Origin of the sequence: Xanthobacter nonsaccharivorans, assembly GCF_043194755.2 — a bacterium.
In the GTDB taxonomy this organism is placed as follows: domain Bacteria; phylum Pseudomonadota; class Alphaproteobacteria; order Rhizobiales; family Xanthobacteraceae; genus Xanthobacter; species Xanthobacter autotrophicus_G.
This window is the reverse complement of record NZ_CM195526.1, coordinates 2,248,659-2,274,516: the sequence shown is the minus strand read 5'-3', so window position 1 is coordinate 2,274,516 and position 25,858 is coordinate 2,248,659. Positions and strand designations below refer to the sequence as shown.

The 25,858-nt window shown below is 69.0% G+C and carries 22 protein-coding genes and 3 tRNA genes; 5 read left to right on the top strand and 20 right to left on the bottom strand.

Annotated features, from left to right (window positions below; genetic code table 11):
- Positions 1 to 36 precede the first annotated feature (36 nt).
- Positions 37 to 1,893 carry a hypothetical protein gene (locus tag V5F59_RS10390; RefSeq protein ID WP_509211217.1) on the bottom strand — a complete coding sequence of 619 codons (1,857 nt, stop codon included), beginning with the start codon at positions 1,891 to 1,893 and terminating at the stop codon, positions 37 to 39.
- A 442-nt stretch (positions 1,894 to 2,335) separates the two neighbouring features.
- Between V5F59_RS10390 and V5F59_RS10385 the strand changes: the two genes are divergently transcribed.
- From V5F59_RS10385 to V5F59_RS10370, 4 genes are read left to right on the top strand one after another with little or no spacing between them, the layout of a single operon-like run.
- Positions 2,336 to 3,232, top strand: coding sequence for a peptidylprolyl isomerase (locus tag V5F59_RS10385; RefSeq protein WP_393982336.1), 897 nt, complete (start codon positions 2,336 to 2,338; stop codon positions 3,230 to 3,232).
- Positions 3,229 to 4,206, top strand: coding sequence for a HupE/UreJ family protein (locus tag V5F59_RS10380; protein ID WP_393982337.1), 978 nt, complete (start codon positions 3,229 to 3,231; stop codon positions 4,204 to 4,206). The genes V5F59_RS10385 and V5F59_RS10380 overlap by 4 nt, the downstream gene beginning before the upstream one ends.
- Before the next feature lie 39 nt (positions 4,207 to 4,245).
- Positions 4,246 to 4,857, top strand: a complete 612-nt coding sequence (locus V5F59_RS10375; RefSeq protein ID WP_393982338.1) for a HupE/UreJ family protein — start codon at positions 4,246 to 4,248, stop codon at positions 4,855 to 4,857.
- Positions 4,854 to 5,474: a HupE/UreJ family protein gene (locus V5F59_RS10370; RefSeq protein WP_393982339.1), complete on the top strand. Its 621-nt coding sequence runs from the start codon at positions 4,854 to 4,856 to the stop codon at positions 5,472 to 5,474. Before V5F59_RS10375 ends, V5F59_RS10370 begins: the two co-directional genes overlap by 4 nt.
- Before the next feature lie 442 nt (positions 5,475 to 5,916).
- Here V5F59_RS10370 and V5F59_RS10365 read toward each other — a convergent pair whose 3' ends face one another.
- The 9 genes from V5F59_RS10365 to V5F59_RS10325 form a co-directional block, all read right to left on the bottom strand.
- Complete coding sequence (locus V5F59_RS10365; RefSeq protein WP_393982340.1) at positions 5,917 to 6,687, bottom strand: outer membrane protein; 771 nt, start codon at positions 6,685 to 6,687, stop codon at positions 5,917 to 5,919.
- Between the two features lie 517 nt (positions 6,688 to 7,204).
- Positions 7,205 to 7,281, bottom strand: a tRNA-Asp gene (locus V5F59_RS10360).
- A gap of 258 nt (positions 7,282 to 7,539) precedes the next feature.
- Positions 7,540 to 7,615, bottom strand: a tRNA-Val gene (locus V5F59_RS10355).
- A gap of 489 nt (positions 7,616 to 8,104) precedes the next feature.
- Positions 8,105 to 8,383, bottom strand: coding sequence for an HU family DNA-binding protein (locus V5F59_RS10350; protein WP_393982341.1), 279 nt, complete (start codon positions 8,381 to 8,383; stop codon positions 8,105 to 8,107).
- 324 nt (positions 8,384 to 8,707) lie between these two features.
- On the bottom strand, positions 8,708 to 11,125 hold the full coding sequence (lon, locus tag V5F59_RS10345; protein WP_393982342.1) for an endopeptidase La: 2,418 nt from the start codon (positions 11,123 to 11,125) through the stop codon (positions 8,708 to 8,710).
- A gap of 321 nt (positions 11,126 to 11,446) precedes the next feature.
- The gene (gene clpX / locus V5F59_RS10340; RefSeq protein ID WP_393982343.1) at positions 11,447 to 12,715 is read right to left on the bottom strand and encodes an ATP-dependent Clp protease ATP-binding subunit ClpX; all 1,269 of its coding nucleotides are present in this window, start codon (positions 12,713 to 12,715) and stop codon (positions 11,447 to 11,449) included.
- A gap of 410 nt (positions 12,716 to 13,125) precedes the next feature.
- Positions 13,126 to 13,761 carry an ATP-dependent Clp protease proteolytic subunit gene (locus V5F59_RS10335; protein ID WP_393982344.1) on the bottom strand — a complete coding sequence of 212 codons (636 nt, stop codon included), beginning with the start codon at positions 13,759 to 13,761 and terminating at the stop codon, positions 13,126 to 13,128.
- Between the two features lie 83 nt (positions 13,762 to 13,844).
- Positions 13,845 to 15,194, bottom strand: coding sequence for a trigger factor (tig, locus tag V5F59_RS10330; RefSeq protein ID WP_393982345.1), 1,350 nt, complete (start codon positions 15,192 to 15,194; stop codon positions 13,845 to 13,847).
- 142 nt (positions 15,195 to 15,336) lie between these two features.
- Positions 15,337 to 15,421, bottom strand: a tRNA-Leu gene (locus V5F59_RS10325).
- Positions 15,422 to 15,827: 406 nt separating this feature from the next.
- Here V5F59_RS10325 and V5F59_RS10320 point away from each other — a divergent pair.
- A complete protein-coding gene (locus V5F59_RS10320; protein ID WP_393982346.1) occupies positions 15,828 to 17,081 on the top strand; it encodes a multicopper oxidase family protein in 1,254 nt (417 codons plus the stop codon).
- Positions 17,082 to 17,338: 257 nt separating this feature from the next.
- On the opposite strand, the gene thiL is transcribed toward V5F59_RS10320, so the two are convergent.
- From thiL to exbB, 10 genes are all read right to left on the bottom strand, one after another.
- Complete coding sequence (gene thiL / locus V5F59_RS10315) at positions 17,339 to 18,334, bottom strand: thiamine-phosphate kinase (RefSeq protein WP_393982347.1); 996 nt, start codon at positions 18,332 to 18,334, stop codon at positions 17,339 to 17,341.
- A gap of 34 nt (positions 18,335 to 18,368) precedes the next feature.
- Entirely contained in the window at positions 18,369 to 18,839 is a 471-nt protein-coding gene (gene nusB, locus V5F59_RS10310) for a transcription antitermination factor NusB (protein WP_393982348.1), read from the bottom strand.
- The gene (gene ribH, locus V5F59_RS10305; RefSeq protein WP_393982349.1) at positions 18,836 to 19,327 is read right to left on the bottom strand and encodes a 6,7-dimethyl-8-ribityllumazine synthase; all 492 of its coding nucleotides are present in this window, start codon (positions 19,325 to 19,327) and stop codon (positions 18,836 to 18,838) included. Before ribH ends, nusB begins: the two co-directional genes overlap by 4 nt.
- 57 nt (positions 19,328 to 19,384) lie before the next feature.
- Positions 19,385 to 19,996 (bottom strand): riboflavin synthase, encoded by a 612-nt coding sequence (locus V5F59_RS10300; protein ID WP_393982350.1) that lies wholly within the window; start codon positions 19,994 to 19,996, stop codon positions 19,385 to 19,387.
- Between the two features lie 251 nt (positions 19,997 to 20,247).
- Entirely contained in the window at positions 20,248 to 21,399 is a 1,152-nt protein-coding gene (ribD, locus tag V5F59_RS10295; RefSeq protein WP_393982351.1) for a bifunctional diaminohydroxyphosphoribosylaminopyrimidine deaminase/5-amino-6-(5-phosphoribosylamino)uracil reductase RibD, read from the bottom strand.
- On the bottom strand, positions 21,396 to 21,932 hold the full coding sequence (nrdR, locus tag V5F59_RS10290) for a transcriptional regulator NrdR (protein WP_393982352.1): 537 nt from the start codon (positions 21,930 to 21,932) through the stop codon (positions 21,396 to 21,398). The genes ribD and nrdR overlap by 4 nt, the downstream gene beginning before the upstream one ends.
- Positions 21,933 to 21,956: 24 nt before the next feature.
- Complete coding sequence (gene glyA / locus V5F59_RS10285) at positions 21,957 to 23,270, bottom strand: serine hydroxymethyltransferase (protein ID WP_393982353.1); 1,314 nt, start codon at positions 23,268 to 23,270, stop codon at positions 21,957 to 21,959.
- A gap of 166 nt (positions 23,271 to 23,436) precedes the next feature.
- Positions 23,437 to 24,264 carry a cell envelope integrity protein TolA gene (gene tolA / locus V5F59_RS10280; RefSeq protein WP_393982354.1) on the bottom strand — a complete coding sequence of 276 codons (828 nt, stop codon included), beginning with the start codon at positions 24,262 to 24,264 and terminating at the stop codon, positions 23,437 to 23,439.
- Positions 24,261 to 24,770 carry a TonB system transport protein ExbD gene (gene exbD / locus V5F59_RS10275; protein ID WP_393982355.1) on the bottom strand — a complete coding sequence of 170 codons (510 nt, stop codon included), beginning with the start codon at positions 24,768 to 24,770 and terminating at the stop codon, positions 24,261 to 24,263. The genes tolA and exbD overlap by 4 nt, the downstream gene beginning before the upstream one ends.
- 4 nt (positions 24,771 to 24,774) lie before the next feature.
- Positions 24,775 to 25,788: a tonB-system energizer ExbB gene (exbB, locus tag V5F59_RS10270; protein WP_393982356.1), complete on the bottom strand. Its 1,014-nt coding sequence runs from the start codon at positions 25,786 to 25,788 to the stop codon at positions 24,775 to 24,777.
- Between the last annotated feature and the right edge of the window lie 70 nt (positions 25,789 to 25,858).

Below are 25,858 nucleotides of genomic sequence, written 5' to 3'. Positions count from 1 at the left end.
AGGAACGGCCGGCGCTGGACGCGCCGGCCGGCAGTCTCACTTCTTCAGGGCGACCGCGAGGGCGCCGTTGGTCTCCACCAGCAGCTTCGGCTGGTCGGCGACGCGGATGAAGATGGGGTTGGCGTAGAACCACAGGTCCGACCAGGCGGCGACGTCGTAGCTCGACACCTTGGCGCCGTTCACCACCGCCATGTGCGAGGGGCACGCGGCGTCGGTGCAGGGCACGAACGGACCCTGCGCGGTGTTCTCCGGATCCCAGTCGTTGAGCGGGTTGCCCTGGGCATCCGTCTCGGCCGGAGTGGAGGGCGGCAGGTTGGAGCCACGGGCGCGAACGTACATGTTCTTCTGCACGTTCGTGATGGTGACGACCATCGTCCGCTTCTGCCCGCTCACGGTCCAGTTGCTGGGGCTGAACGAGTTGATGATCTGGGCGGAGCTGTTGGTGCCCTTGGTGTAGTCGGCGCTGGAGGACGCCACCAGGCCGGTCACGTCGCCGCGGATGAAGTCCACGTGACGCAGGGTCGGCTTGTTGAGCGGCTCGGTGACGCCGATCTGCTTCAGGGAGGGATTGGCGAAGCTGTAGGGCGAGTTGTTGGTGCCGGTGGGCAGGTTCACCTCGAGGGTCAGCTTCACCGAGCGGCCGCGCGGGACCACCAGGGTCTGGCCCATCTTGGCCGTGCCGGCGGCCGCATAGCCGATGACCTCGGCCTTGTAGGACAGCTCGCCGGTGATCAGGTCACCCTGCACCGAGAACGAGTTGCCGGAGCGCACGCCGTCCACGACCACCTGCGGGCGCAGGGTGGTGCCGGCCGCCGGGCGCGGGATGTAGAGCTTCTGGAACTCGCCCGGGTAGAAGTCGTTGGTGGAGCTGGCCTCGTAGATGGAGAACTGGCCGCGGTTGTGCCAGTCGGAGCTGGCGAAGAAGAACCAGTTGCGGCCTTCGCCGAGCAGCGCGTCCCACACGCCGCCGACCTTGGCGGCATAGATGCCGGTGCCGCCGAAGGTGGTCACGCCCACCGAGTCGCAGCCCGTGCCGCAGAAGCCGGCGCGGTATTCGCCGCGGTTGTTGGAGGCCTGGTGGCCCGGCTGGCTCTCGAAGCCGACGGCGACGGTCGGGCCCGCGTTGTTGAAGTCGCGGAAGTGCTCGATGTTGAAGCCGTTGTTGCCGTTCGGGTTGAACACGCCGGCACGCTCCACGTGCGCAGGCACGTAGTAGCTGTCGAGCGGGTAGTACTTCTGCAGCCACTGCACCGAGGGCACGGCCTTGTTGTTGTGGTTCGCGGTGCCCGAGCCGGTGCCGGAGGCGGTCGCCACCTTGCCGGTCCAGTTGTGGTTCGGCGCGCCGAGGCTGGTGTCGGTGTCCGAGCGGTCGAAGCGATACTCGAACTCGGCGAGCGCGCTGGCGTCACCGGTGCCGACCGTGAAGCTCTCCGGCTTCTGGTTGCCGATGACGGTCATGGAGGTGTGCTCGTGGCCGGGCACGTTGGTCTCGATGCCGGCATAGAGCATCGGCTTGTTGAGGCTCTTCGCGAGCCGCACGAGCTCCGGATAGATGATCTCCTCGGCGCTCTGCCAGCGCCACATGGAGCGGTGGCCCTGCGAGGTGGCCACGTTGCCCTTCACCTCGGTGACCGGGGCCACGTCCCAGAACTTGCCGGTTCCGGTGGTGGAGCCGTCGCCTTCCGGATCGTCCACGCGGCAGTCGCGCGGGCTGGAGCCGCCGTGATCGGCAGCGCCGAGCCACTCGAGGCCATAGTTCTGGATGGCCTTGTTCACCATCGTCGCGACCGACGAACGGCCGTCCGAGCACGGCGTGTGATTATGGAAATCACCGGCCATGTAGCTGTCGGCGACCGAAGGCACCGACGACACCATCACGGACCCGGCCGCCACGGCCAGGACCGATGCACCTGCAACGATCTGTTGCGAGAGACTCCCGCCCTTCATTTCCCAACCCCCGATTCTGGTGGTGATCCTGCGGAGGAGGTGCACTTAGCGGTGTTATGTGACCGCGTTCCCAAACGGAGGTGAAAGTTTTGTGACCTTTGGGGACCCATGCGCGCTCAGCCGGCGAACCATCAACCGGAAGGCGGTGACGCGGGTGCAAGGGGGGGACATGAGGGCGGTTCCGGGGCCCCGCGGACGGCAGGCGCGGCTCGCGTCCTCCCGCCTTCCGACCTCTCTTCTTCCGCCGGCGCAGCATTCCGCATCGGCTGTCATGATCGCGACACCGCCCAACGACTAGTGGATCCGCTTCGGCGGTATCGGAAGCGCCCCGGGGCACCCCGGATCGTGGCGCCCCGGTCGCGCGGGTTTTCGCAGGAGGGTTGGGCAAGTGACGTCGTCGAGTGAGACGCCGGCGGGCGGGTCGGCGGATGCCGGCCGGACGGCCCCTGAGGCTCCGGGGAAGAAAGGGCTCGTCTGGACCATCGTGCGCGAGCCGCTGGTGCAGTTCATGGCGCTCGGCGCGCTGATCTTCGCGGTGCACGCGGCCGTCACCCCGTCCGTGAGCAAGGAGCGGCTGATCGAGGTGACGCCGGAGGTCCGCCAGTCCATCGTCGACGCCTTCAAGAACGCGCATGAGCAGCGCGAGCCGGGCGCGGACGAATATGCCCGCCTGGTCGACCTCTGGCTGCTCAACGAGATCACCTTCCGCGAGGGGCTCGCCCAGGGCCTCGACAAGGGCGACGAGATGATTCGCGACCGCGTCACCCACAAGATGCGGCTGCTGATCTTCGGCGGCGTGGACGTGCCCCAGCCCAAGCAGCAGGAGCTTGCCGCCTGGTACGAGAAGCGCCGCGTGCAATATGACATCCCGGAGCAGGTCAGCTTCATCGAGGTGCCCTTCTCCGGCCCCGACGCCGAAGCGGCGGCCCGCGCCGCGCTCGCCCAGATCGAGGCCGGCACCGAATCGGAGGACCTCCAGAACCGGGCGCATATCTACGCCCAGCGCCCGAGCCCCACGCTGGAGCCCTCCTTCGGCAAGGATTTCGTGACGGCGCTGATGGCCGGCCCCGCCGGCACGTGGCGCGTGGTGCCGTCCACCGCCGGCTGGCACATCGTGCGGCTCGACACCTTCACGCCCGGCCGGAAGGTGCCCCTGGAAGAGGTCGGCTCGCAGGTGGAGCAGGCGTGGAAGGACGAGCGGCGCCGCGTGCTCGCCATCGCCGCCACGCGTGAGCTGGGCAAGGCCTACGTGATCCGCCGCGACGAAGCGGACGCGGCGAAATGAGCGCCCTGTTCCCGCTCTCCGCGCGCCGGGCCCTCGCCGGGCTGCTCCTCCTTCTCGCCGGCGTGCTCGCCTCCGGGCCCCGGCCGGCGGCCGCCCACGAAGCCTCCATGGCGGTGATCACCCTGCGCGAGATCGGTCCCGGCCGGTACATGGGCCAGTGGACCATGCCGCCGGTGGACATGCGGCTGCAGCCCATCTTCCCCGCCCACTGCACCTGGAGCCAGCCGGAGCTGAACTGCGGCGAGAAGGGGCTGGCCGGGCGCATCAGCTTCATGGGGCTCGGCAGCAAGCAATCGGTGGCCACCTTCCGGATCATCCCGCGGGAGGGGCCGGCCCAGGCCTATACGGTGAGCGCGACCACCCCCTTCGTGACCGTGGCGCGCGATCCGGGCCACGACCTCGCCGCCTGGCTCGACCTGGCCCAGACCTACACCAACCTCGGCATCGACCACATCCTGCTGGGCATCGACCACCTGCTGTTCGTGCTCGGCCTCATCTGGCTGGTGGGCGGCGGCTGGCCGCTGGTGAAGACCATCACCGCCTTCACCGTGGGCCACAGCCTCTCGCTCGCCGCCGCCACCTTCGGCTGGGTGGGCATCCCGCCCGGGCCGCTCAACGCCACCATCGCCCTCTCCATCGTCTTCGTCGGCGTGGAGATCGTGAAGAAGCAGCGCGGCCAGATCGGCTGGAGCGCGCGCTATCCGTGGATCGTGGCCTTCGCCTTCGGCCTCCTCCACGGCATCGGCTTCGCCACCGCCCTGACCACGCTGGGGATCCCGCAGGCGACGCTGCCCATCGCCCTCCTGTTCTTCAACGTGGGGGTCGAGATCGGCCAGCTGACCTTCGTCGCCGTGGTGCTGGCGCTCATCTGGGCCCAACGCCGGGCCGGGGCGCTGCTGCCGCGCTGGGGCGCGGCGCTGCCCGCCTATGCCGTCGGCAGCGTCGCCGCCTTCTGGTTCCTGTCGCGGGTGTGACGCCCGCTCCCTTCTGAACGCAAGCACGAGAGACCCGCCATGACATCTGGCAATTCGGCGCTCCGCCTGCCCCTAGCCCTTCTCCTCGCGGCGCTGCCGCTCAGCTCCGCCCTCGCCCATACCGGCGTCGGCGTGGCCGGCGGCCTCACCAGCGGCTTCATGCACCCCATGCTCGGCCCGGACCACATCATCGCCATGGTGGCCGTGGGCCTGTGGGGCGCCCAGCTCGGCGCCCCGGCCATCTGGGTGCTGCCCATCACCTTCCCGCTGGTGATGGCGTTCGGCGGCCTGCTCGGCGTGATGAACGTGCCCCTGCCCTTCATCGAGCAGGGCGTGGCCGTCTCCGGCATCGCCCTCGGCCTGTTCGTGTTCATGAACGTGCGCCTGCCGCTGGCGATCGCCGCCTGCATCGTCGGCGTGTTCGCCATCTTCCACGGCTACGCCCACGGCCGGGAACTGCCTGAAGCGGCGGACCCGGTGGCCTATGCGGTGGGCTTCGTGGTGGCCACCGGCCTGCTGCACCTCGTCGGCATCCTCATCGGCGAGCTCATCAAGTGGCCGGCCGGCGCGAAGCTGGTGCGCGGCTGCGGCGCCGCCATCGGCTGCGCCGGCGTCTATTTCCTGCTGGCGGCGGTGGGCGTGGTGGAATGAAGCGCCGGACCTTCCGCACTTTCGCGGCGGCGGCCTTCGCTGTCGTCGCGCCGACGGCCGCCCACGCCCATCTGGTGGAGACGCGGCTGGGCGATTTCTACGGCGGCATGCTGCATCCGCTGACGGACCTGAAGCAGATGCTGCCCTGGGCCGCCCTCGCCGCGCTGGCGGCCTTCCAGGGGCCGCAGCGGGCGCGCTGGGTGGTGCCGGTGTTCCCGCTGGCGCTGCTGTGCGGGGGGCTGCTGTCGCAAGTGGTGACGGCGTTGCCCGGCGCCTCGGTTCTGGACGTGGGGCTGGTGGCCGTGACCGGGCTGGCGCTGGCCGCGGCGGCACGGCTGCCGCTGCCCGCCCTCATCGCCCTGGTGGCGGTGATGGGGCTGCTGCACGGCTTCCAGAATGGCGAGGCCATGGCGGCCAACACCGACCGCCTCCTGTTCCTCTCCGGCATGACCGCGGTGGGCTATGCGGCGCTCACGCTGGGCACGGGCGGCGCCATCGCCTTCCTGGGCGGGGTGGGCGGCTGGCGCCCCATCGCCCTGCGCGCCAGCGGCAGCTGGGTGGCGGCGGTGGGGCTGATGGTGCTGGGCCTGCAGTTCGTGACGCCGGTGGTGCACTGACGCCGGCAGGCGCCGCGGATCGGCCCCACGGCGCGCCGAGAGCGGAGCGGTGAGACCGGAGCAGGTGGAGCCGGCTTGAGCTCCAGGAAAGAGCCAGGAACGAAAAGCGCCGCGTCCGGAACATCGGGCGCGGCGCTTTTCATTGGCGGAGGTCATTGGTGGAGGCGCGGCTCCCGGCGCATCCGACGCCTTCCGGGCCAGCCGGCGCGACACAGCCACCGACGCCCCGGGACGGTGCACCAGAGCGGGCGGGAGCGGGGAAGCGGCCCTTCGCGCGGGACGTGAAGGGCCGGCTTTGGAGCCCGGCTTTGGCGCCGGAGCTTGCGCGGCCGCTGTGGACCCGCCCTCCGCCAAAAGAAAAGGCCCCGGACGATGCCGGGGCCTGCGAGATCGAAGAGGCGCCGCTGCGGCGGAAGAACCGGCCGCAGCGGCGCGTTGGCTCTCAGAAGCGATAGTTCACGCCACCCTTCAGCACCTGGAGCGACTGGCCCACGGTGGCGGCATAGGGGTGGATGAAGGTGTTCGGCACGAAGTTGAACGTCACGTCGCTGCTGCCGAAGTCCATGTAATTGTACTCGACCTTGGCCGACCAATTGTTGGTGAAGGCCCATTCCACGCCGCCGCCGATGGTCCAGCCCCAGCGGGTCTCGTCCACGCTCGCCTGGTAGGAGAAGGCAGGCGTCACGAAGTCGGTGTTGCCGGCGGTGTACTTGGTGACAGCCCAGGCCGCGCCGCCCTTGGCGTAGACCAGCACGCGGTCGAAGGCGACGCCGAGGCGGGCGGCGATGGTGCCGAAAGCTTCGGTCTTGGCGGTGCAGGCGTCATTGCTCTGCACGCAGCTCGACGCCACGCCGTTGAAATAGGAGCCGGAGCCGGAGATGTCGGACCAGGCCGCATCCGCCTCGACGCCGAGCACCACCTGGTTGATCTGCCAGTTGTAGCCGATCTGGCCGCCCACCACGGCGCCGTCGGTGCCGAAGTCGGCATCCGCGTTCACCAGGGTGCTCGGGTTCAGCGGATCGTAGGAATTGGAGAAGGTGGTCTGGCCCCAGCCGTAGCCGGCATTGGCGCCGATGTAGAAGCCGGTCCAGCTGAAGGCCGGCGCCACCGGAGCCTTGGTGACCATCGGCTTGGTCGCGAGATCCGCGGCCTGCGCCGCACCCGCCAGCGCGACCGCGCCGAGAACGTTGAGAACCAGCAAACGCTTTTTCATGGCAAACCCCCGCCCTTATGGGAAGACTCTCAGGCGAGGTTCATAGCTTACCTCCCCGGCGGCGGCTGTATCCTTGCGGCAACAGTTCAAACAGTCATACTGTCATACCAGTGACAAGAAACCTGTGTACGTAGTCATTGTCAGGCTGCGGCGATGTATAGGTTTATATAGCCAGCTTACATTCACGCCCCGCTGACTTCCTATTCTACATCCCCCAACACATCTCCTGGCGGCGCGCCGCCACGGGCGCGCATCTGCGCTTCGCAGTCTTTCCCCACCTGATTCCAGCAGGCCAAACCGGGTTGTCCTCGGGGGCGCCTGAACAGCGTCTCCGCGACCGAGAGGGGCATCGATCCAGTTGGAGGCCGCAGGGACGGCGAGCCCCTGCCTCTCTCAAGCCAGGCGCACGGCGACAGACGCCCATGCCCGCGCACGCCGCGCGGCGACGCAAAGCGTCAGGACCCCTTCGACAAGGGACCTCGCATGCGCAGCGATTTTTGAGATGTCTTTGATTGGATGGCGGGAGTGACGGGGCTCGAACCCGCGACCTCCGGCGTGACAGGCCGGCGCTCTAACCAACTGAGCTACACCCCCTCGGACCCGGCGTCGGAGCGAACCGTGCCGCCGAAGAGAGCCGCGTGATACGGTTCCCCTCTTCGCAAGTCAAGCAACACCGGCATATTTTGCCGGGAATTTGTCCACAGCCGCTCGCAAATCAAGTGCTGCCAAGGCCTCGCGCAATCCACAGGCCGCCCGCCCCGGGGGACGCGGACGACCGGTCATCGCCCCCTGCAACGGGCGAATCCGCCGCGCCCCTCAAGAGCATTCGGATCATCTGAAAGGGAGGGAATCTGGTGGGCGGTGACGGGCTCGAACCGCCGACCCTCTCGGTGTAAACGAGATGCTCTACCAACTGAGCTAACCGCCCGAACCATCAGCGGACCGCGTCGTTCCGCCGGCCGCGCACGCCGTGCGGTCTGGATCCGGCCCGGCGCGCTGGGGCTATAATCTGCGCTGTCGCGCACTGCAAGGGCGTGGCGGAGAATGCCCCGCCGCCGCGGCGGGAATCAGCGCGCGGCGATCATGGCGCGCCCTGCGGCTGGGTGGAGCCGGTCCGCGACGGCGCGGGCGCATCCATTCGGCGGAAGCGGAAAGGCACCTGTCAGGAGCGCTCACGCGGGCGCTGACTTCGGCCGCTGACTTCGGCCTCCCGGGGCCGCCGCTTCAGGGGCGCGGCCGGCCTTGTGCCCGGCGGCGTGGTCTTGAAGGGAGTGGCATGGACCGCCTTGTGTCCCGCCCACACCGTCGATCCGGGCTCGACAGGCGGGCACCGGCATCGAGCGAGCGCTGCCCCGTGGACGCTCCGCCCGCATCTTGGGCAGGCCGGGAGCGTCCGCGAAGCGCGCTGGAAATGCGATCAGTCGTTGACCGCTTCCTTGAGACCCTTGCCGGGCGTGAACTTCGGAGCCTTGGAGGCCTTGATCTTCACCGGCTTGCCGGTGCGCGGGTTGCGGCCTTCACGGGCAGCGCGCGTCACCACGGAGAAGCTGCCGAAGCCGATCAGCTTGACTTCCTCGCCCTGCTTCAGCGCCTTGGCGATGATGTCGAAGGTGGCGTCCACGGCCGCAGCGGCTGCCGTCTTCGTCAGCTTCGCTTCCTCGGCCACCGCGGCGATCAGTTCGTTCTTGGTGGTCATCTGACCTTTCCTTCCGTTGTCAGAACGCGAATCGTTGAGGGATAAGCCCCGACGAACGGCGCGAGCATCACGGAAAATACGGCTTTTGCAAGCGCGATCGGGGTCAAACCCGCACCAATGCACGATTTCCGCATGTGCGCCTGCGAACAGGCGGACCGCGGCGGCGCATCGGAAGAAAGCTTAAGTCTTTGAAAACGCTGAGGGCGTGCGCCGCTTCCCCGCCGTGATGGGGAAAAGCGGCAGCACGCCCTCACTTTTTCAGGTCTGGTGCCGGTTTGGGCGGAATCGCGGGGGATGTCCCCCGCTTTCCGTCCGCCCCTCGCCTCAGTGGGCGACGACGCCGGGGGTCTCCTCCCCGGCCACCGGAGCATTCACCGGGCGCTCTTCCCAGGTGATGGGCTCCGGCTTGCGAACCAGGGCGTTCGCCAGCACCTCGTCCATGCGGCTGACGGGCACGATCTCCAGCGCGTTCTTCACGTTGGCCGGAATGTCCGCCAGATCCTTGGCGTTCTCGCCCGGGATCAGCACCTTCTTGATGCCGCCGCGCAGGGCCGCGAGCAGCTTCTCCTTCAGGCCGCCGATGGGCAGCACCCGGCCGCGCAGGGTGATCTCGCCGGTCATCGCCACGTCCCGGCGGACGGGAATGCCCGTCATCACGGAGACGATGGCGGTGGCCATGGCGACGCCCGCCGACGGGCCGTCCTTCGGGGTCGCGCCCTCGGGAACGTGCACGTGGATGTCGCGACGCTCGAACAGCGGCGGCTCGATACCGAAGTCCACCGCCCGCGAGCGGACGTAGGACGCCGCCGCCGAGATGCTCTCCTTCATCACGTCGCGCAGGTTGCCGGTGACCGTCATCTTGCCCTTGCCGGGCATCATGAGGCCCTCGATGGTGAGCAGCTCGCCGCCCACCTCGGTCCAGGCGAGGCCGGTGACGACACCCACCTGGTCCTCGGTCTCCATCTCGCCGTACCGGTAGCGCGGCACGCCGAGGAAGTCCTCGAGGTTCTTCGCCGTCACCTTCACCGACTTCTTCTTGGTGAGCACCAGCTCCTTCACCGCCTTCCGGGCGAGGGTGGACACCTCACGCTCCAGGTTGCGCACGCCGGCTTCCCGCGTGTAACGGCGGATGAGCTGCATCAGCGCGGCATCGTCGATGGTGAACTCCTTCGGCGTCAGCCCGTGCTTCTGGAGCGAGTTGGGCAGGAGATGCTTGCGCGCGATCTCCACCTTCTCGTCCTCCGTGTAGCCGGCGATGCGGATCACCTCCATGCGGTCCAGAAGGGCCGGCGGGATGTTCAGCGTGTTCGCCGTCGTCACGAACATGACATTCGAGAGGTCGTAGTCCACCTCGAGATAGTGGTCGTTGAAGGTGTGGTTCTGCTCCGGGTCCAGCACCTCGAGCAGGGCCGAGGACGGGTCGCCGCGGAAATCGGCGCCCATCTTGTCGATCTCGTCCAGCAGGAAGAGCGGGTTCGACTTCTTGGCCTTGCGCATGGACTGAATGATCTTGCCCGGCATGGACCCGATGTAGGTCCGCCGGTGACCACGGATCTCCGCCTCGTCGCGCACGCCGCCCAGGGCCACGCGCACGAACTCACGGCCCGTCGCCTTGGCGATGGACTTGCCGAGCGAGGTCTTGCCGACGCCGGGCGGGCCGACGAGGCACAGGATGGGACCCGTGAGCTTGTTGGCGCGGCTCTGCACCGCCAAATACTCGACGATGCGCTCCTTGACCTTGTCGAGGCCGAAGTGGTCGGCGTCGAGGATCTCCTGGGCGAACGGCAGGTCCTTCTTGACCTTGCTCTTCACGCCCCACGGGATGGAGAGCAGCCAGTCGAGATAGTTGCGCACCACGGTCGCTTCCGCGGACATGGGCGACATCTGCCGGAGCTTCTTCAGCTCGTGGGCGGCCTTCTCGCGGGCTTCCTTGGTGAGCTTGGTGCGCTTGATGCGGTCTTCCAGCTCCTGCAGGTCGTCCTTGCCGTCCTCGTCGCCCAGCTCCTTCTGGATCGCCTTCATCTGCTCGTTCAGGTAGTACTCGCGCTGGGTCTTCTCCATCTGCCGCTTCACGCGGGTCCGGATGCGCTTTTCCACCTGCAGGACGGAGATCTCGCTCTCCATCAGGCCGAGCACCTTCTCCAGGCGGTCGGAAACCTTGAGGGTCTCCAGCACGGCCTGCTTCTCCGGGATCTTCACGGCGAGGTGCGAGGCAATCGTGTCGGCGAGCTTGGAGTGGTCGTCGATCTGGCCGACGACGCCCACCACCTCCGGCGACACCTTCTTGTTGAGCTTCACATAATTCTCGAACTCGTTGACCACCGAGCGGGCGAGCGCCTCGCCCTCGACCACGTCGCCCACCTCGTCGGAGAGGGAGATGGCCTCGGCTTCATAAAGGTCGGTACGCTCGGTGTAGTGGGTCACCTGGGCCCGGCTCACGCCTTCCACCAGCACCTTCACGGTGCCGTCGGGCAGCTTCAGCAGCTGCAGGACAGTGGCGAGCGTGCCCACGGAGAAGATGGCCTCCGGCGCCGGATCGTCATCCGAGGCGTTCTCCTGGGTCGCGAGCAGGATATAGGTGTCGCCGCGCATCACCTCTTCCAGCGCGCGGATGGACTTCTCGCGGCCGACGAAGAGGGGGACGATCATGTGGGGAAACACCACAATGTCCCGAAGGGGCAGAACCGGGAAGGTCTGGGATACTCCGGCAACGAGCGGCGGGCGCGGCTTCTGGCTCGTCATGACGCAATCCTTTCAAGAAGTGCACGCGCCGGAACAGGACGCAATTGTACGCTGCCGCGCGTGCACGCGGCCGGAGACGGGCGTGGATTGTCAATGCTGAAGCGGCAGATGCCGCAGGAGACACGAAGTCCGCCCCCCGAGACCGGAGCTTTCGAAAAGTAGATGGACACGCAACCTGCCCGTTTCAAGGGCAACCCGTTTACGGAGTTCGGGAGAGGGCGGACCGATGCGGCGGCGCCGGCCGTCTTCCCCCCTGGTCGGACCAAGCTCCCGCCGTCCCCCGAACCCTGAGGCCGGGGGAGAGGCGTGGAGCCGGATCCGTCACGCACTGGCGCCGGCGTCGCCGACGCGATCCGCATAAATATACAGCGGACGCGCATTCTGCTCGACGACCTCCCGCGAGATCACCACTTCCTCGACCCCTTCCAGACCGGGGAGGTCGAACATGGTGTCGAGCAGGATGCCCTCCATGATGGACCTCAGGCCACGGGCGCCGGTCTTGCGCTCGATCGCCTTGCGGGCGATGGCGCCGAGGGCCTCCTCGTGGATGGTCAGGTCCACATTCTCCATCTCGAACAGCCGCTGGTACTGCTTGACCAAGGCGTTCTTCGGCTCGGAGAGGATCTTCTTCAGGGCCTCCTCGTCCAGGTCACCCAGCGTCGCCAGCACGGGCAGGCGGCCGATGAACTCGGGGATGAGGCCGTACTTCAGCAGATCCTCGGGCTCCACCTCGCGGAAGACCTCGCCGGGACGGCGATCCTCGGGCGGGGCCACCTTGGCCTGGAAGCCGATGGAGGTGGACCCCTTCGAGCGCGACGAGATGATCTTGTCGAGGCCGGCGAAGGCGCCGCCGCAGATGAACAGGATGTTGGTGGTGTCCACCTGCAGGAACTCCTGCTGGGGATGCTTGCGGCCACCCTGGGGCGGGACCGAGGCCACCGTGCCTTCCATGATCTTCAGCAGCGCCTGCTGCACGCCCTCGCCCGACACGTCGCGGGTGATGGACGGATTGTCGGATTTGCGACTGATCTTGTCGATCTCGTCGATATAGACGATGCCGCGCTGCGCCCGCTCCACATTGTAGTCGGCGGCCTGGAGCAGCTTGAGGATGATGTTCTCCACGTCCTCGCCCACGTAGCCGGCTTCGGTCAGCGTGGTGGCGTCGGCCATGGTGAAGGGCACGTCGAGGATGCGCGCCAGGGTCTGCGCGAGCAGCGTCTTGCCGGAGCCGGTGGGGCCGATCAGCAGGATGTTGGACTTCGCGAGCTCCACGTCGCCGTGCTTGGTGGCGTGGTTGAGGCGCTTGTAGTGGTTGTGCACGGCCACCGAGAGGACCTTCTTCGCGTGGTCCTGGCCGATGACATAGTCATCGAGAACCTTGCGGATCTCCTTCGGGGTCGGGATGCCATCCCGCGACTTCACCAGAGAGGACTTGGACTCTTCCCGGATGATGTCCATGCACAGCTCGACGCACTCGTCGCAGATGAACACGGTCGGTCCGGCGATGAGCTTCCTGACCTCATGCTGGCTTTTGCCGCAGAACGAGCAATAAAGCGTGTTCTTGCTGTCGCTGCCGCCGGTCTTGCTCATCTTCGTCTCCTACGATCTACCGAAGCGGACCCGCTACGGACCCCGTTTCGCTAGGATCACATATGGGGATTAGGCTAAGCAAAAAGCTCGCCAATCCCGAATTGGTGATCGGTTCATGCGAGCCAACCACCCCTAGGCGTCACGATCAAGGCGGGGAAGCGACATTCCCCAGGGCCGATGTGCCGGAAACATGACCATCCGGCAAAAAACCCGCGCCTTAACCGCGCCGTCCGCCGTCTCGCCTGCCACAGGGTCCGCCCAGAAGGTGAAGACCCCTTAAACGCCACGGCCCCGCCTTTTGGGCGGGGCCGACAACGCGGCATCCGATGCCGGCTTAATGACATGCAAGCGCGATCTTGCACCGCACGCAAGGGGGGGAATTTCGAGAACGCCCCCCGCAGCGTGCCCGATCACGCCGCCTTGGAGGCCTCGTCCGTGGGACGCTTGTCGATCACGGAATCGATCAACCCGAACTCCTTGGCCGCATCGGAGGTGAGGAAATTGTCGCGCTCGAGCGCATCCTCGATGGCCTTCAGCGGCTGGCCGGTGTGCTTCACATAGATTTCATTCAGCCGCTTCTTCAGGTTCAGGATCTCCTGCGCGTGCAGCATGATGTCCGTCACCTGGCCCTGGAAGCCGCCCGACGGCTGGTGGACCATGATTCGGGCGTTCGGCAGGGCGAAGCGCATGCCCTTCTCGCCCGCGGTCAGCAGCAGCGAGCCCATGGAGGCCGCCTGGCCGATGCAGAGCGTGGACACCGCAGGCTTGATGAACTGCATGGTGTCGTAGATGGCGAGGCCCGACGTCACCACTCCCCCGGGGGAGTTGATGTACATCGAGATTTCCTTCTTGGGATTGTCCGCCTCAAGGAACAGCAGCTGGGCCACCGCCAGGGTGGCCATGCCGTCCTCGACCGGACCGGTAAGGAACAGGATGCGCTCCTTCAGGAGGCGGGAAAAGATGTCGTAGGAGCGCTCGCCACGGTTGGTCTGCTCGACCACCATGGGGATGAGGTAATTCATATAAGTATCAACAGGATCACGCATCTTCAGTCCTCAGGGCGCGGGTGAAGGCACGCCGTCCCCGGCGTGCCGCGCGATATCGTCGCAGGACGAAAGCGACCCGGGCCTCAGGCCGCCTTCTCGTCTTCCTCCTCCTTGTAGAGCTCTTCCTTGGTGACCTTCTTCTCGGTCACGTTGGCGAGCTCCAGGAGGAAATCGACGACCTTCTCCTCAAAGAGAGGCGCACGCACGGACGCCAGGGCTTCGGGGGTGCGGCGGTAATACTCCCACACCTGCTGCTCCTGGCCGGGGAACTGGCGGGCCCGTTCCACCACCGCGCGGGTCACTTCCTCGTCGGAAACCTGGATATTGTTGCGCTCACCGATTTCCGCAAGCACCAGGCCGAGACGGACGCGACGCTCGGCGATCTTGAGGTAGTCGTTGCGGGCTTCCTCCTCGGAGGTGCCCTCGTCGGCGAAGGTGCGACCCTGGCCTGCGAGATCCTCGTTCACCCGGCTCCACACGCCGTTGAACTCCTGCTCCACGAGACCCGCCGGCACCTCGAACTGGTGCTGGGCATCGAGGGCGTCGAGCAGGGCGCGCTTCACCTTCTGGCGGGCGGCGCCGGCATGCTCCTGAACGATGCGGCCCTTCACCGTCTCCTTGAGCTGCTCGAGGCTCTCCTGGCCGAGGGTCTTGGCGAATTCGTCGTCCAGCGCCACCGCGCCGGCGGCGTCCACGGACTTCACGGTCACCTCGAAGCTGGCCGCCTTGCCGGCCAGCTCCTTGGCCGCATAGGCCTCGGGGAAGGTCACGGAGAGGGTGCGGTTCTCGCCGGCGGACGCGCCGACCAGCTGCTCCTCGAAGCCGGGGATGAAGCCCTTGGAGCCGATGAGGACGTCGATGTCCTGGCCCTCGCCGCCCTGGAACTTCTCACCGTCCACATAGCCGGTGAAGTCGATGGTGACGCGGTCGCCCTCGGCGGCCGGGCCCTCCTTGGGGGAGAAGGGGCGGTTGGCGTCGGCGATGCGCTGGACGGTCTCGTCGACCTCCGCGTCGGTCACCTCGACCACCGGCTTCTCGACCGAGATTTCCTTGAAGTTGCCGAGCTCGATCTTCGGCAGGATCTCCAGTTCCACGTCGTAGGCGAGGTCCTTGCCGCCGTCGAGCAGGGTCTCACCCTGCTGGCCGTCGGAGAGCTTCACCTTGGGCTGGAGGGCAAGCTTAAAGCCGCGCTCCTCGACGATCTTGCCGTTGGTCTCGTTGACCGTCTGCTCGATCACCTCGGAATAGACGGACTTGCCGTAGACCCGCTTCAGGTGCGCGGTGGGCACCTTGCCGGGGCGGAAGCCGTTGAGCTTCACCTGGCCCTTGAGCTCGTTCAGCCGGGCGTCGGCCTTGGCGTCGAGGTCGGCGGCGGACACCACCACACGGAACGCGCGCTTGAGGCCATCGGCCTGGGTCTCGGTCACCTGCATCGTCTTGCCTTCACATCCTGTCCCGCGCTCGGCGGAATTTCCTGAAAAACCTGTGCCCCGCGCCCGGCATCCGCGCCACGGTCCGCCGGGGACATGGGGCTGCGGGGCCTTGGCGCACCGACGACCCGCAGAGCTGGCGACATGGTGCGGGCGGAGGGTTTCGAACCCCCACGACTTGCGTCACGGGAACCTAAATCCCGCGCGTCTACCAGTTCCGCCACGCCCGCAGGGCGCTCGCCGCAACGCCTTCATGCCGCCTGCGCCAAAAGGCGCGGGCCGCACGAGCCATCGGGCACGACCATTGGCGCACGCGACGGCACACATCGGTCGGGTCGCGGCTTATATCACGCTCGCGCCCGCGTGCAGCAAGAAAATGGCGTGGCGGGCCGGTGTCCCCCGGCCGCTCGCGGTGCCCTCGACGACGCCCGGAACAGGCCGGGGCGTGAGGCATGGCGGCGCAGGGGCGCAAAACCTTAGCCGGCACATGGACGCAAGCGCCCCGCTTCCGCTCGTCGCCGGGGGAACCGCCCGCGCGCTTCGCCGGAGAACCGGCCCTTCACCCTCCCGCGGGAACCCGCTTGCCCTTTTGCGAGTGGCGTTGGATGGTCCGGTGAGCTTGCCTGGAGACGCCGCGTGACCACGCCGATTCCCTCCCGCCGCACCGTTCTCAAGGGCGCTGCCGCCCTCTCCCTCGCCGGCGCGGCGGATGCCGTGGCGGCTGCGATGGCACCCGCCTTCGCCCAGGCCCCGGCCGCGCCTGCGCCCATCGCCCTTTCGGCGGCGCCGGGCACCATGCCGGAGCTTGCCGGCCAGGGCCCGCTCGCCCTGTTCAACGGCGCCCTGCCCGGCCCGGTGCTGCGGGTGAAAAAGGGCGCGGACCTCTCGCTCGCGGTCAGCAACGCCTTGTCGGAGAGCGTCTCCCTCGCCTTCCAGGGCGTGCGCCTTCCGGCAGCCGCGGCCGCCGCCGCCGGTGCCGCCGTGGCGCCGGGCAAGACCGCCAGCATCCGCTTCACGGCCAAGGATGCCGGGACTTTCTGGTACCACGCGACCAGCCCCGCCCTCGCCCGCCGGGCTCTGGCCGGGGCCCTGGTGGTGGAGGAGGCCGGGTCCTCGGCCTATGCCTCGGACCATGTGCTCTTCATCCAGTCCTTCCCGCCCGAGAGCGGGGTGCCCATCTTCCCGGTGAACGGCTCCATCTCGCCCACCCTCCAGGGGCCGGCCAGCGGCCGCACGCGGCTGCGCTTCGTGAACGCGACGCCGGTGTTCCTGCGCCTGCGCCTCAAGGGGCCGGCCAGCTATGCCATCGCAGTGGACGGCCAGCCGGTGTCCGAGCCGTTCGAGCTGAAGGATGGGCGCATCCAGCTCGCCCCCGGCGGGCGGGCGGACGTGGCCGCAACCCTGGATGATGCCGATGCCACCATCATCGAGATCGAGACCACGCAGGACCCCATCCGCCTCGCCGTGGTGACGCCGGTCGGCCCGGCCGGCCCAGCCCCATCCGGCCCACCGGCGCCGCTGCCGGCCAATGCCCTGCCGGCGCAGATCCCCCTGAAGGACGCGCTGCGTGTGGAGCTGCCCATCGGTGACAAGCCGGCGAAGCCGGTGCCGTCCCTCGGCAAGGTGAAGGTGGGCAGGAGCGTGGTGCTCGCGCTCGCCAACAGCCTCGATGCGCCGGTCTCGGTGAACATCGCCGGCCATCCCGCGCGCCTGCTCGACGGGCTCGACGATGGCTGGAAGCCCTGGTGGCACGACACCGTTCCGGTCCCGGCCAAGACGACGGTGCGTGTCGCCTTCCAGGCCGACACGCCCGGCACATGGTCCGTCACCGCCCAGCGCGGCGGGGATGGCGAAGTGGTCGCCGCCGCCACCTATGAGGTGACGGCCTGAGGCAGGTCATCCGGGGGCCCGCGCCCGGCACCTCTCCGGGCGTGCCCCCGTCCGGCTTCAGGTCATGATGCGACGGGCCCCTTTGCGCGTCCCTTCCGCAGGCCCTGCCCCCGGCATGCCAAGGTAGATGCCCGCGTGACTCGGGGAACGTCGGAACATTAACGGCCTGCGTGGATGCGATACGCCTCACGGCCGAACGCCGGCCGGCCACGGAAGGGCCCCTGCGGAAGGTGAGCGGGCTCGGGGAATGACCGCCCCTAGAAGTGGCTGTAGCTCCCGGCGCCCAGCTCCAGGGTATTGCCGCCGGCATCCACCACGCTCAGTCCGTCCTCATCCCGCGTTTCGCCGATGAGGGCCACGGGCACGCCGGCCCGCGCGGCCTCGGCGGTGAAAACGGCGACCCTGCCATGGGGGACGCAGGCGGCGATCTCGTAATCATCCCCGCCCGAAAGGGCCACGGCGAACAGGGACGGGTCCGCCTTCACCACCGCAGCGGCGGCGGCCGAGAGCGGCACGCGGCGCGCCTCCACATGCCCGCCGCAGCCTGAGGCCTTCAGCATCTTCGCCACGTCGCCCGCAAGGCCATCGGACACGTCCATGGCGGCGGCGGCACAGGCGCGCAGCACCGGCGCCAGCGCGAGCCGCGGCTGCGGATGCAGATACCTGTCCAGCAGGTGCGCGCGCTGCGCCTCGCCGAGGCCGGCAAAGGCGGGATGATGCGCGTCCTGCCGCAGCCTCAGCCCCAGCGCCGCATCGCCGATGGTGCCGGAGACCAGGATGGCCTGCCCTGGCCGCGCCCCGGTGCGGGGCACGAAGGTGCCCTTGGGTACCTCGCCCAGGGCCGTGATGGTGATGGTGACGGGGCCGGGGGTGGACACGGTGTCGCCGCCGAGAATGGGGCAGCCGAAGGCGAGGGAATCCGCCCCCAGCGCCTCGGCGAACGCCGCCATCCAGGCGTCGGGCGTGCCCTTGGGCAAGGCGATGGCGAGGAGCGCGCCCACCGGCGCCGCCCCCTTGGCCGCGAGGTCGGAGAGGTTCACCCGCAGCGCCTTGCGGGCGATGGAGGCGGGCGAATCATCGGGGAAGAAATGGACGCCGGCCACCACCGCGTCCTTGGTCAGCACCAGATCGGTGCCCGGTGTCGGGGAGAGCAGCGCGGCGTCGTCCAGCAGGCCGAGGGCGGCGCCGGAGCGCGCAATGGGGCGGAAGAACCGGGCGATGAAGCGATCCTCCGCCGATCCGCCGCCCTCCATCCGCCCCTCCCCGGTCCTGCCGCGTGGTGCGGCGTCAGAACTCGTCCGGCCGCAGCTCGTGGGCGAGCGTGTCGAGCACGGCATTCACCATGCCCGTTTCGTCGCGGTCGAGAAAGGCGCCGGCGACGTTCACATATTCGGCGATCACCACGCGGGCCGGCACGTCCGGCCGGGCGGCCAGCTCGAAGGCGCCGGCGCGCAGCACGGCGCGCAGCACCGCCTCCACCCGCTTCAGCGGCCAGCCCTTGGAGAGGGCGCCATCCACCATCGGATCGATGCGGCGCTGCTCCTTGAGCACGCCCTCCACCACCGAGCGGAACAGCTTCACGTCCGCCTCCGGCAGCTCGATGCCTTCCACTTCCTGGCCGAGCCAGTGGCTCTCGAACTCGGCGAAGATGTCGTTCACCGGCGTCTGGGCCAGGTCCATCTGGTAGAGCGCCTGCACCGCGCCGAGGCGGGCCGCGCTCTTCTTCATGGGCTTGGCCGGGGCGTTCTGATCCTTCATGCTTCGAGCCGCCGCTTGAGGCGCAGCAGCGAAAGCGCCGCCTCGGCCGCGCCGCCGCCCTTGTTGCCCTCGGTGATGCGGGCGCGCTCCCAGGCCTGGGCCTCGGTGTCCACGGTGAGGATGCCGTTGCCCACCGGCAGGGCATGGGCCATGCCCAGGTCCATGAGGCCGCGCGCGCTCTCGCCCGCCACGATCTCGAAATGATAGGTCTCGCCGCGGATCACCACGCCGAGGCCGACCACGGCGTCCACCGCCGTGCCGTTGAACTCCGCCGCATCGAGGGCGATCTCCGCCGCCACCGACACTTCCAGGGCGCCGGGCACGGTGATCACCTCCACCTCCACCCCGGCCGCCGTCAGCACCGCGCGGGCGCCGGCCAGCAGCTCGTCGGCGAGCGCCTCGTAATAGCGGCCTTCGACGATGAGGACCCGCGCCCCTTCGAGGGACGTGTTGTCCGCGCTCGCGCTTTCCTTGCGCGTCGTGACCATGGGAAGTCTCCAGAAGCATGCGGCGCCGGATGGCGCCTGAATTGGCCGCGAGGCGTACTAGGCCCGGGGGAACTCCGCAAGCCGGGCGGCGTAGCGGGCCATCAGGTCCACCTCGAAATTCACCTCGTCCCCCGCCTTCACCCCGCCCCAGCTGGTGACCGCGAGGGTGTGGGGAATGAGCAGGCAGGAGAAGGTGTTGCCCTCCACCGTATTGACCGTGAGCGAGGTGCCGTCGAGCGCCACCGAGCCCTTCACCGCCACGAAGCGGGCCAGCTCTTCCGGCACCTCGAACACGAAGCGCGTGGTGACGCCGAGATCCTCCCGCGAGACGATGCGGGCCTTCGCGTCCACATGGCCGGACACCATGTGGCCGCCCAGCTCGTCGCCGATCTTGAGCGAGCGCTCCAGATTGATGCGCCGGCCCGGCTTCCAGCCGGCGATGGTGGTGATGGCCAGCGTCTCGGGGGCCGCATCCACCGTGTAGAGCGCGCCGCGCGGCCCGCCGGCAGTGACGGAGGTGACCGTCAGGCACACGCCCGCATGGGCGATGGAGGCGCCGATATCGATGCCCGCGGCCTCGTAGGCGGTGGCGACCGTGAGGGTCTTCACCTCACCCCTCGTCTCCACGGAGACGAGATCGCCCATGTCGGTGACGATGCCGGTGAACATTGTCTTCTCCTCGGGCGGCGGAAAGGTCCGGGCGCCGGTGGCCTCAGTCAGGGGTCAGCCGATCCGCGCCGGGCGGAAGGCCTGTCGCCTTCTCCTTAGCGCTGGAGCGCGGGCATGCCCAGCGGATCGGGCGCCGCAAGCTCCCCGCTGCGAGAGGGACTGCCATCCCGCTCGCGCAGGAAGATGGCGCTCCGCCGCGCGGCGGCACGTCCTCCGATGCTTCCGGCAGGGCGGAACCTGGCCGCCGCCGTCTATCGCCGCCAGAGCCGCACGAGATGGTCGGCGCCGAGCTCGGCCCGCTCCACCTCGGCGAAGCCCACGGGGGCGAACAGGCGGCCGATGGGGCGGCCGGCCAGCACGTCATAGGCGTCCGGACCCAGCAGGACCGGGCTGCGGAAGATGGCCACCTCGTCCACCAGCCCCGCGTCGAGGAAAGCGGCGGCGACCGTTGGCCCGCCCTCCACCATCAGGCGGGTGACGCCGAGAAGGCCCAGCAGCTTCAGCACGGCGGGCAAATGCAGGCGCCCCTCCACGCCGCCGCGCGGCGCGCGCAGCACCTCGACGCCGCGCTCGTTGAGGGCGGCGGCGCGCTCCGCCGAAGCGTCCTCCGCCGCGATCACCCACACCGGCACGTCACAGGCGGTGCGCACCAGGGCGCAGTCGAGGGGAATGTCGAGCCCGCTGTCGAGCACGAGGCGCACCGGCGAGCGGCCTTCATACCCCTCCAGCCGGGTGGTGAGCATGGGGTCGTCCGCCTTCACCGTGCCGAGGCCGACGAGGAGGGCATCGGCATGGGCCCGCATGAGGTGGACGCGCGCCCGCGCCTCGGCGCCGGTGATCACGGCGGGCCGGGGCCCGGGCAGGGCGGCCTTGCCGTCCGCCGACACCGCCATCTTCAGCAGCACGTGCGGCCGGCCCGCCGTGACGCGGCGGATGTGGCCGGCATGGTCGGCGAAGGCCTGCTCGGCGCCCACGCCCACCGTGACCCAGATGCCCGCGGCGCGCAGGCGGGCGACGCCCCTGCCCTTCACCCGGTGGTCGGGATCCTCGATGGCCGCCACCACCCGGCGCACACCGGCGGCGATCACGGCATCGGCGCAGGGGGGCGTGCGGCCATGGTGCGAGCAGGGCTCCAGCGTGACGTAGAGGGTCGCGCCCCGCGCCGCCTCGCCGGCCTGGGCCAGGGCGACCGGCTCGGCATGGGGGCGGCCGGTGGCGGCGGTGGCGGCGGCGCCCACCACGCGGGGGCGGCCGTCCCCGTGGCTCACCACCACGGCGCCCACGGAGGGATTGGGCCAGGTGCGCCCGAGGCCGGACTGGCCCACCTTCAGGGCCTCGGCCATGAAAAACTCGTCTTCCTCGGGGGAGGCGACGGGATGTGCGGACAAGGAGGACACGTTCATTCGCTGCCCCGCGGCCGCGGGGCCTTCCCCCGCGCCGGCGCCTCCGGGGCTTCGCCGTCCTCGCCCTCGGGCCGGACGTCACCCTCGCTGGAAAGCTCGGCCAAGGCGTGCTCGAAATCCTTGGCCTCGCGGAAATTGCGATAGACCGAGGCGAACCGCACATAGGCCACGTCGTCGATCTGCTTCAGGCCGTCCATCACCATCTCGCCGATGGTCTCGGAGGTGATGTCGCCGTCGCCCATGCTTTCCAGCTGGCGCACGATGCCGTTGATCATGCGCTCCACCCGCTCGTGGTCCGCCGGACGCTTGCGCAGGGCGACGCTGACCGACTTCTCCAGCTTCTCCCGCTCGAACGGCACGCGCCGGCCGGAGCGCTTGAGCACCATCAGCTCGCGCAGCTGCACCCGCTCGAAGGTGGTGAAGCGGCCGCCGCAATCCGGACAGATGCGGCGGCGGCGAATGGCGGTGTTGTCCTCGGTCGGCCGCGAATCGCGCACCTGCGTCTCAAGGCCGCCGCAGTAGGGACACCGCATGCTTCACCCCTTCGGCGATCCCTTTCAGGGATAGATGGGGAAGCGGCCGAGGAGGCTCGACACCTTCTCGCGGACCGCGGCCTCCACCAGCGAATCCTCGTCCGCACCCTTCTGGGAGAGCACGTCGAGCACCTCGGCGATCATGTCGCCCACCTGCTGGAACTCCGCCACGCCGAAACCGCGCGTGGTGCAGGCCGGCGTGCCGAGGCGGATGCCGGAGGTCACGAACGGCTTCTCGGGGTCGAACGGGATGCCGTTCTTGTTGGTGGTGATGTGCGAGCGGCCGAGCGCGGCCTCCGACGTCTTGCCGGTGAGGCGCTTGGGCCGGAGGTCCACCAGCATCAGGTGGGTGTCCGTGCCGCCGGAGACGATGGCGAAGCCGTGGCCCTTCAGGGTCTCGGCGAGCGCCTTGGCGTTCTCCACCACGTTCTTCGCGTAGATCTTGAACTCGGGACGCAGCGCCTCGCCGAAGGCCACCGCCTTGGCGGCGATGACGTGCATCAGCGGGCCGCCCTGGATGCCGGGGAAGATGGCCGAGTTGATCTTCTTGGCGAGATCCTCGTCGTTGGTGAGGATCATGCCGCCGCGCGGGCCGCGCAGGGTCTTGTGGGTGGTGGTGGTCACCACGTGGGCGTGGGGGAACGGGCTCGGGTGCGCGCCGCCGGCCACGAGGCCCGCGAAGTGGGCCATGTCCACCATCAGCAGGGCGCCCACGGAATCGGCGATGGCGCGCATCTTCGGGAAATCGATGACGCGCGGGTAGGCCGAGCCGCCGGCCACGATGAGTTTGGGCTTGTGCTGGTCGGCGAGCTGGGCCACCGCCTCATAGTCGATGCGCTGGTCGTCCTCGCGCACCGTATAGGGCACCGGCTTGAACCACTTGCCGGACATGTTGACCGGCGAGCCGTGGGTGAGATGCCCGCCCGCCGCGAGATTGAGGCCGAGGTAGGTATCGCCCGGCTGCATGACGGCGAAGAACACGCCCTGGTTGGCCTGGCTGCCGGAGTTGGGCTGCACGTTGGCGAAGGCGCAGCCGAACAGCTTCTTGGCGCGCTCGATGGCGAGGTTCTCGGCCACGTCCACGAACTGGCAGCCGCCGTAGTAGCGCTTGCCCGGATAGCCCTCGGCATACTTGTTGGTGAGCACGGAGCCCTGCGCCTCGAGCACGGCGCGCGAAACGATGTTCTCGGACGCGATGAGCTCGATCTCGTCCCGCTGGCGACCCAGCTCCGCTGTCACCGCACCGGCGATCTCGGGATCGGTCTCGGCGAGAGGGGCGGTGAAGAAGCGGTTCATTTCCTCCGTGACGGAGGCGCGGTTCGCGTCCTGCGAGGCCATGACAGGTCTCCGGTGATGTCGGGGACCCCGGCGGAACGCGGTTTTGGAGGCGGCCTGCCGGGGCGGACCCTGCGCTTATCACAGGGCGAAGATGAAGTCCAAAGGGCGGGCATGCGGCATGAGCGGCGCAGTGCTGCGCCGGCTACATGCTCACGCCCGTCCCGGGTCACCGGCTGGAGAAACGGATGGGAATCCGCACGCTGGTTGCCTGCCCGCTCGGCGGTGCCGGAAAGGGCGAGGCCCGGCGGGCCATGGCCACCGCCTCGCGGTCCAGCACCTCGTCGCCGCTGGAGCCGGTGAGACTCACGGACAGCACGGCTCCGGACCCGGAAAGAGAAATCTGGATGTTTGCCAAGCCCGAGTGCCCGCTCTGCGGGCGCTTGAACCGGTCGATGTGGCCCTTGAGCCTGGAGCTCCAGTCGGCGATGGCGGCGGAGCGCTCCGCCGAAGCACCCGCCGACGGCGCCCTGGTGGTCTCCGACCGCGGCGCCTCGGAGCGGGGCGGCGCGGCGGTGGCGGGGGCCTGCTTGCGGCGGGTAGGCTGGGCGTCCTTCTTCGGCCGCTCCACCGGCTTCGGAGGCTCCTTCACCTCCTTCTTCTTCTCGGGCTCGGCCTTGGGCAGCACCACCTCGGCCTCGGCCGGAGCGGGCGCGACCTCGGGCATCTTCTCCACGATCTGCTCCACCACAGGCTCAGGCGGCGGGGCATCCTCGGTGGGGATGTCGGGGGCGTCCGGCACGGATTCCGGCGAGAAGGCCATGGGCGGCGCCGGGGTGTTGTCGTCCTGCGCCGCCTGGCTCACGGCGAGGGGCGCCAGCTCGATCATGACGGCGGCGGGCGGAGACGTATCGCCCGGATCCACCTGGCGCAGGTGCAGATACAAATAGGCCCCCGCCGAATACACGGCGAGAATCAGCACCACCGCCACGCCAAGGCGCAAAGCCGTATCCCGCCCATGGGTGCGGTCGAAGTCATGCCAATGAACCGCACTCACCGCACAGCTCCCGCCACCGGCGCAGCCGGAGCTGCCGCACCGGTCCCGGCGACAGGCGCCGCCTGGGGAAGCGTGGCCTGCGCAGGCGCCTCACCCTCCAGTCCCACCAGCGCGACCTTGAGATAGCCGGCGCCGCGCAGGAGGTTCATCACCTCCATCACGTCGCCATACGGCACCGCCTTGTCGGCGCGCACGAACACGCGCTGCTGCCGGTCGACGCCGGTGGCGCCGTCCAGCGCCGCGCCAAGGGCGGGGCGCGGCACCGTCTCGTCCCCGAGGGAGAGGGTCAGGTCCTTCTTCACCGTCAGGAACAGCGGCTTGTCGGGCCGCGGCTGGGGCTGGGCGTTGGAGGTGGGCAGATCCACCTTCACGTCCACGGTGGCAAGCGGCGCCGCCACCATGAAGATGATGAGAAGCACCAGCATCACGTCGATGAACGGCGTGACGTTGATCTCGTGATTCTCGGCGAGGTCGTCCCCGCCACCGGTGTCGAGCTTCGCCGCCACGGCCCTACTCCGCCGCAGCCCTGAGCGTGCGCACGTCGTGGCCCTGGGCCGCGCGGTCGAGATCGCGGGACAGGTGCCGCATCACCTCCGCCGAGGTGTCGGACAGGCTCGCCTTGTAGGCAGAGATGGCGCGGGCGAACAGATTGTAGATGACCACGGCCGGGATCGCCGCCACCAGCCCGAGGGCGGTGGCGAGCAGCGCCTCGGCGATGCCGGGGGCCACCACCGCGAGGTTGGTGGTGTGGGCCTTCGAGATGCCGATGAAGGAATTCATGATGCCCCACACCGTGCCGAACAGGCCGACGAAGGGCGCCGTCGCGCCGATGGTGGCGAGCACGCCGGTACCGCCCATCATGCGCCGGCCGGCCTTGGCCTCGATCCGGCCGAGGGCCACGGCCACGCGCTCCTTGATGCCGTCCACCGGCAGTCCCTCGGATGCCCGCCATTCGGCGAGAGCGGCCTTCAGGGTGGCGGCGGAGGCGCCCCTGGCGTCCGGCAGGGCATCCGCGGCGTCGGCCAGCGTCGGCGCGGCGCGCAGGGCTTTCAGGGTGCGCGACACCGCGCGGCGGGCGAGCAGCAGCTCCAGCGACTTGGCGAGCCACACGGTCCAGGTGATGAAGGAGGCGAAGGCGAGGCCGATCATCACCGCCTTCACCACCACGTCCGCCGCCATGAACATGCCCCAGGGGGAGAGGTCATGGGGCAGCAGCGCATTGGCGGCCGGCGGCTCGGCCAATACCGGTTCGCCCGCAGGCACGGCGGGGACGGCCACGCTCGCGGAATCCGCAGGCGCCGGGCTGACGGCCGATAGCGCAGGAACAGCCGCAGGCACCGCGGGGACGGCAGCGGCGGGCGCGGTCAGCGCGGGAGACGCGGCGGGGGCCGGGGAGGCATCTCCCCCCTGGGCAAATGCGCCGGCGGCGGAAGCAAGGATGAAAAGACCAGCCAGAGCGACACCGGAGGACGCGCGAATGCCGACACGCCGCAGCGGTGCACGCGAAGAAAAGCAGGAGTGCATTTCGCGTCACCAATCAAAATGTTCTGTATCCGCGGGCGATCCCGCGATGCGGAATTGGCTGGCTCACTTC

What these genes read in the sequence shown, in the direction of transcription:
- V5F59_RS10350 (WP_393982341.1), bottom strand. Translation starts at nt 8,383, where the DNA reads ATGACCACCAAGAACGAACTGATCGCCGCGGTGGCCGAGGAAGCGAAG.
- thiL (WP_393982347.1), bottom strand. Translation starts at nt 18,334, where the DNA reads ATGGAGGGCGGCGGATCGGCGGAGGATCGCTTCATCGCCCGGTTCTTC.
- lon (WP_393982342.1), bottom strand. Translation starts at nt 11,125, where the DNA reads ATGACGAGCCAGAAGCCGCGCCCGCCGCTCGTTGCCGGAGTATCCCAG.
- V5F59_RS10380 (WP_393982337.1), top strand. Translation starts at nt 3,229, where the DNA reads ATGAGCGCCCTGTTCCCGCTCTCCGCGCGCCGGGCCCTCGCCGGGCTG.
- V5F59_RS10335 (WP_393982344.1), bottom strand. Translation starts at nt 13,761, where the DNA reads ATGCGTGATCCTGTTGATACTTATATGAATTACCTCATCCCCATGGTG.
- V5F59_RS10300 (WP_393982350.1), bottom strand. Translation starts at nt 19,996, where the DNA reads ATGTTCACCGGCATCGTCACCGACATGGGCGATCTCGTCTCCGTGGAG.
- V5F59_RS10370 (WP_393982339.1), top strand. Translation starts at nt 4,854, where the DNA reads ATGAAGCGCCGGACCTTCCGCACTTTCGCGGCGGCGGCCTTCGCTGTC.
- exbB (WP_393982356.1), bottom strand. Translation starts at nt 25,788, where the DNA reads ATGCACTCCTGCTTTTCTTCGCGTGCACCGCTGCGGCGTGTCGGCATT.
- ribH (WP_393982349.1), bottom strand. Translation starts at nt 19,327, where the DNA reads ATGGTCACGACGCGCAAGGAAAGCGCGAGCGCGGACAACACGTCCCTC.
- V5F59_RS10365 (WP_393982340.1), bottom strand. Translation starts at nt 6,687, where the DNA reads ATGAAAAAGCGTTTGCTGGTTCTCAACGTTCTCGGCGCGGTCGCGCTG.
- clpX (WP_393982343.1), bottom strand. Translation starts at nt 12,715, where the DNA reads ATGAGCAAGACCGGCGGCAGCGACAGCAAGAACACGCTTTATTGCTCG.
- tig (WP_393982345.1), bottom strand. Translation starts at nt 15,194, where the DNA reads ATGCAGGTGACCGAGACCCAGGCCGATGGCCTCAAGCGCGCGTTCCGT.
- V5F59_RS10375 (WP_393982338.1), top strand. Translation starts at nt 4,246, where the DNA reads ATGACATCTGGCAATTCGGCGCTCCGCCTGCCCCTAGCCCTTCTCCTC.
- ribD (WP_393982351.1), bottom strand. Translation starts at nt 21,399, where the DNA reads ATGAACGTGTCCTCCTTGTCCGCACATCCCGTCGCCTCCCCCGAGGAA.
- glyA (WP_393982353.1), bottom strand. Translation starts at nt 23,270, where the DNA reads ATGGCCTCGCAGGACGCGAACCGCGCCTCCGTCACGGAGGAAATGAAC.
- nusB (WP_393982348.1), bottom strand. Translation starts at nt 18,839, where the DNA reads ATGAAGGATCAGAACGCCCCGGCCAAGCCCATGAAGAAGAGCGCGGCC.
- nrdR (WP_393982352.1), bottom strand. Translation starts at nt 21,932, where the DNA reads ATGCGGTGTCCCTACTGCGGCGGCCTTGAGACGCAGGTGCGCGATTCG.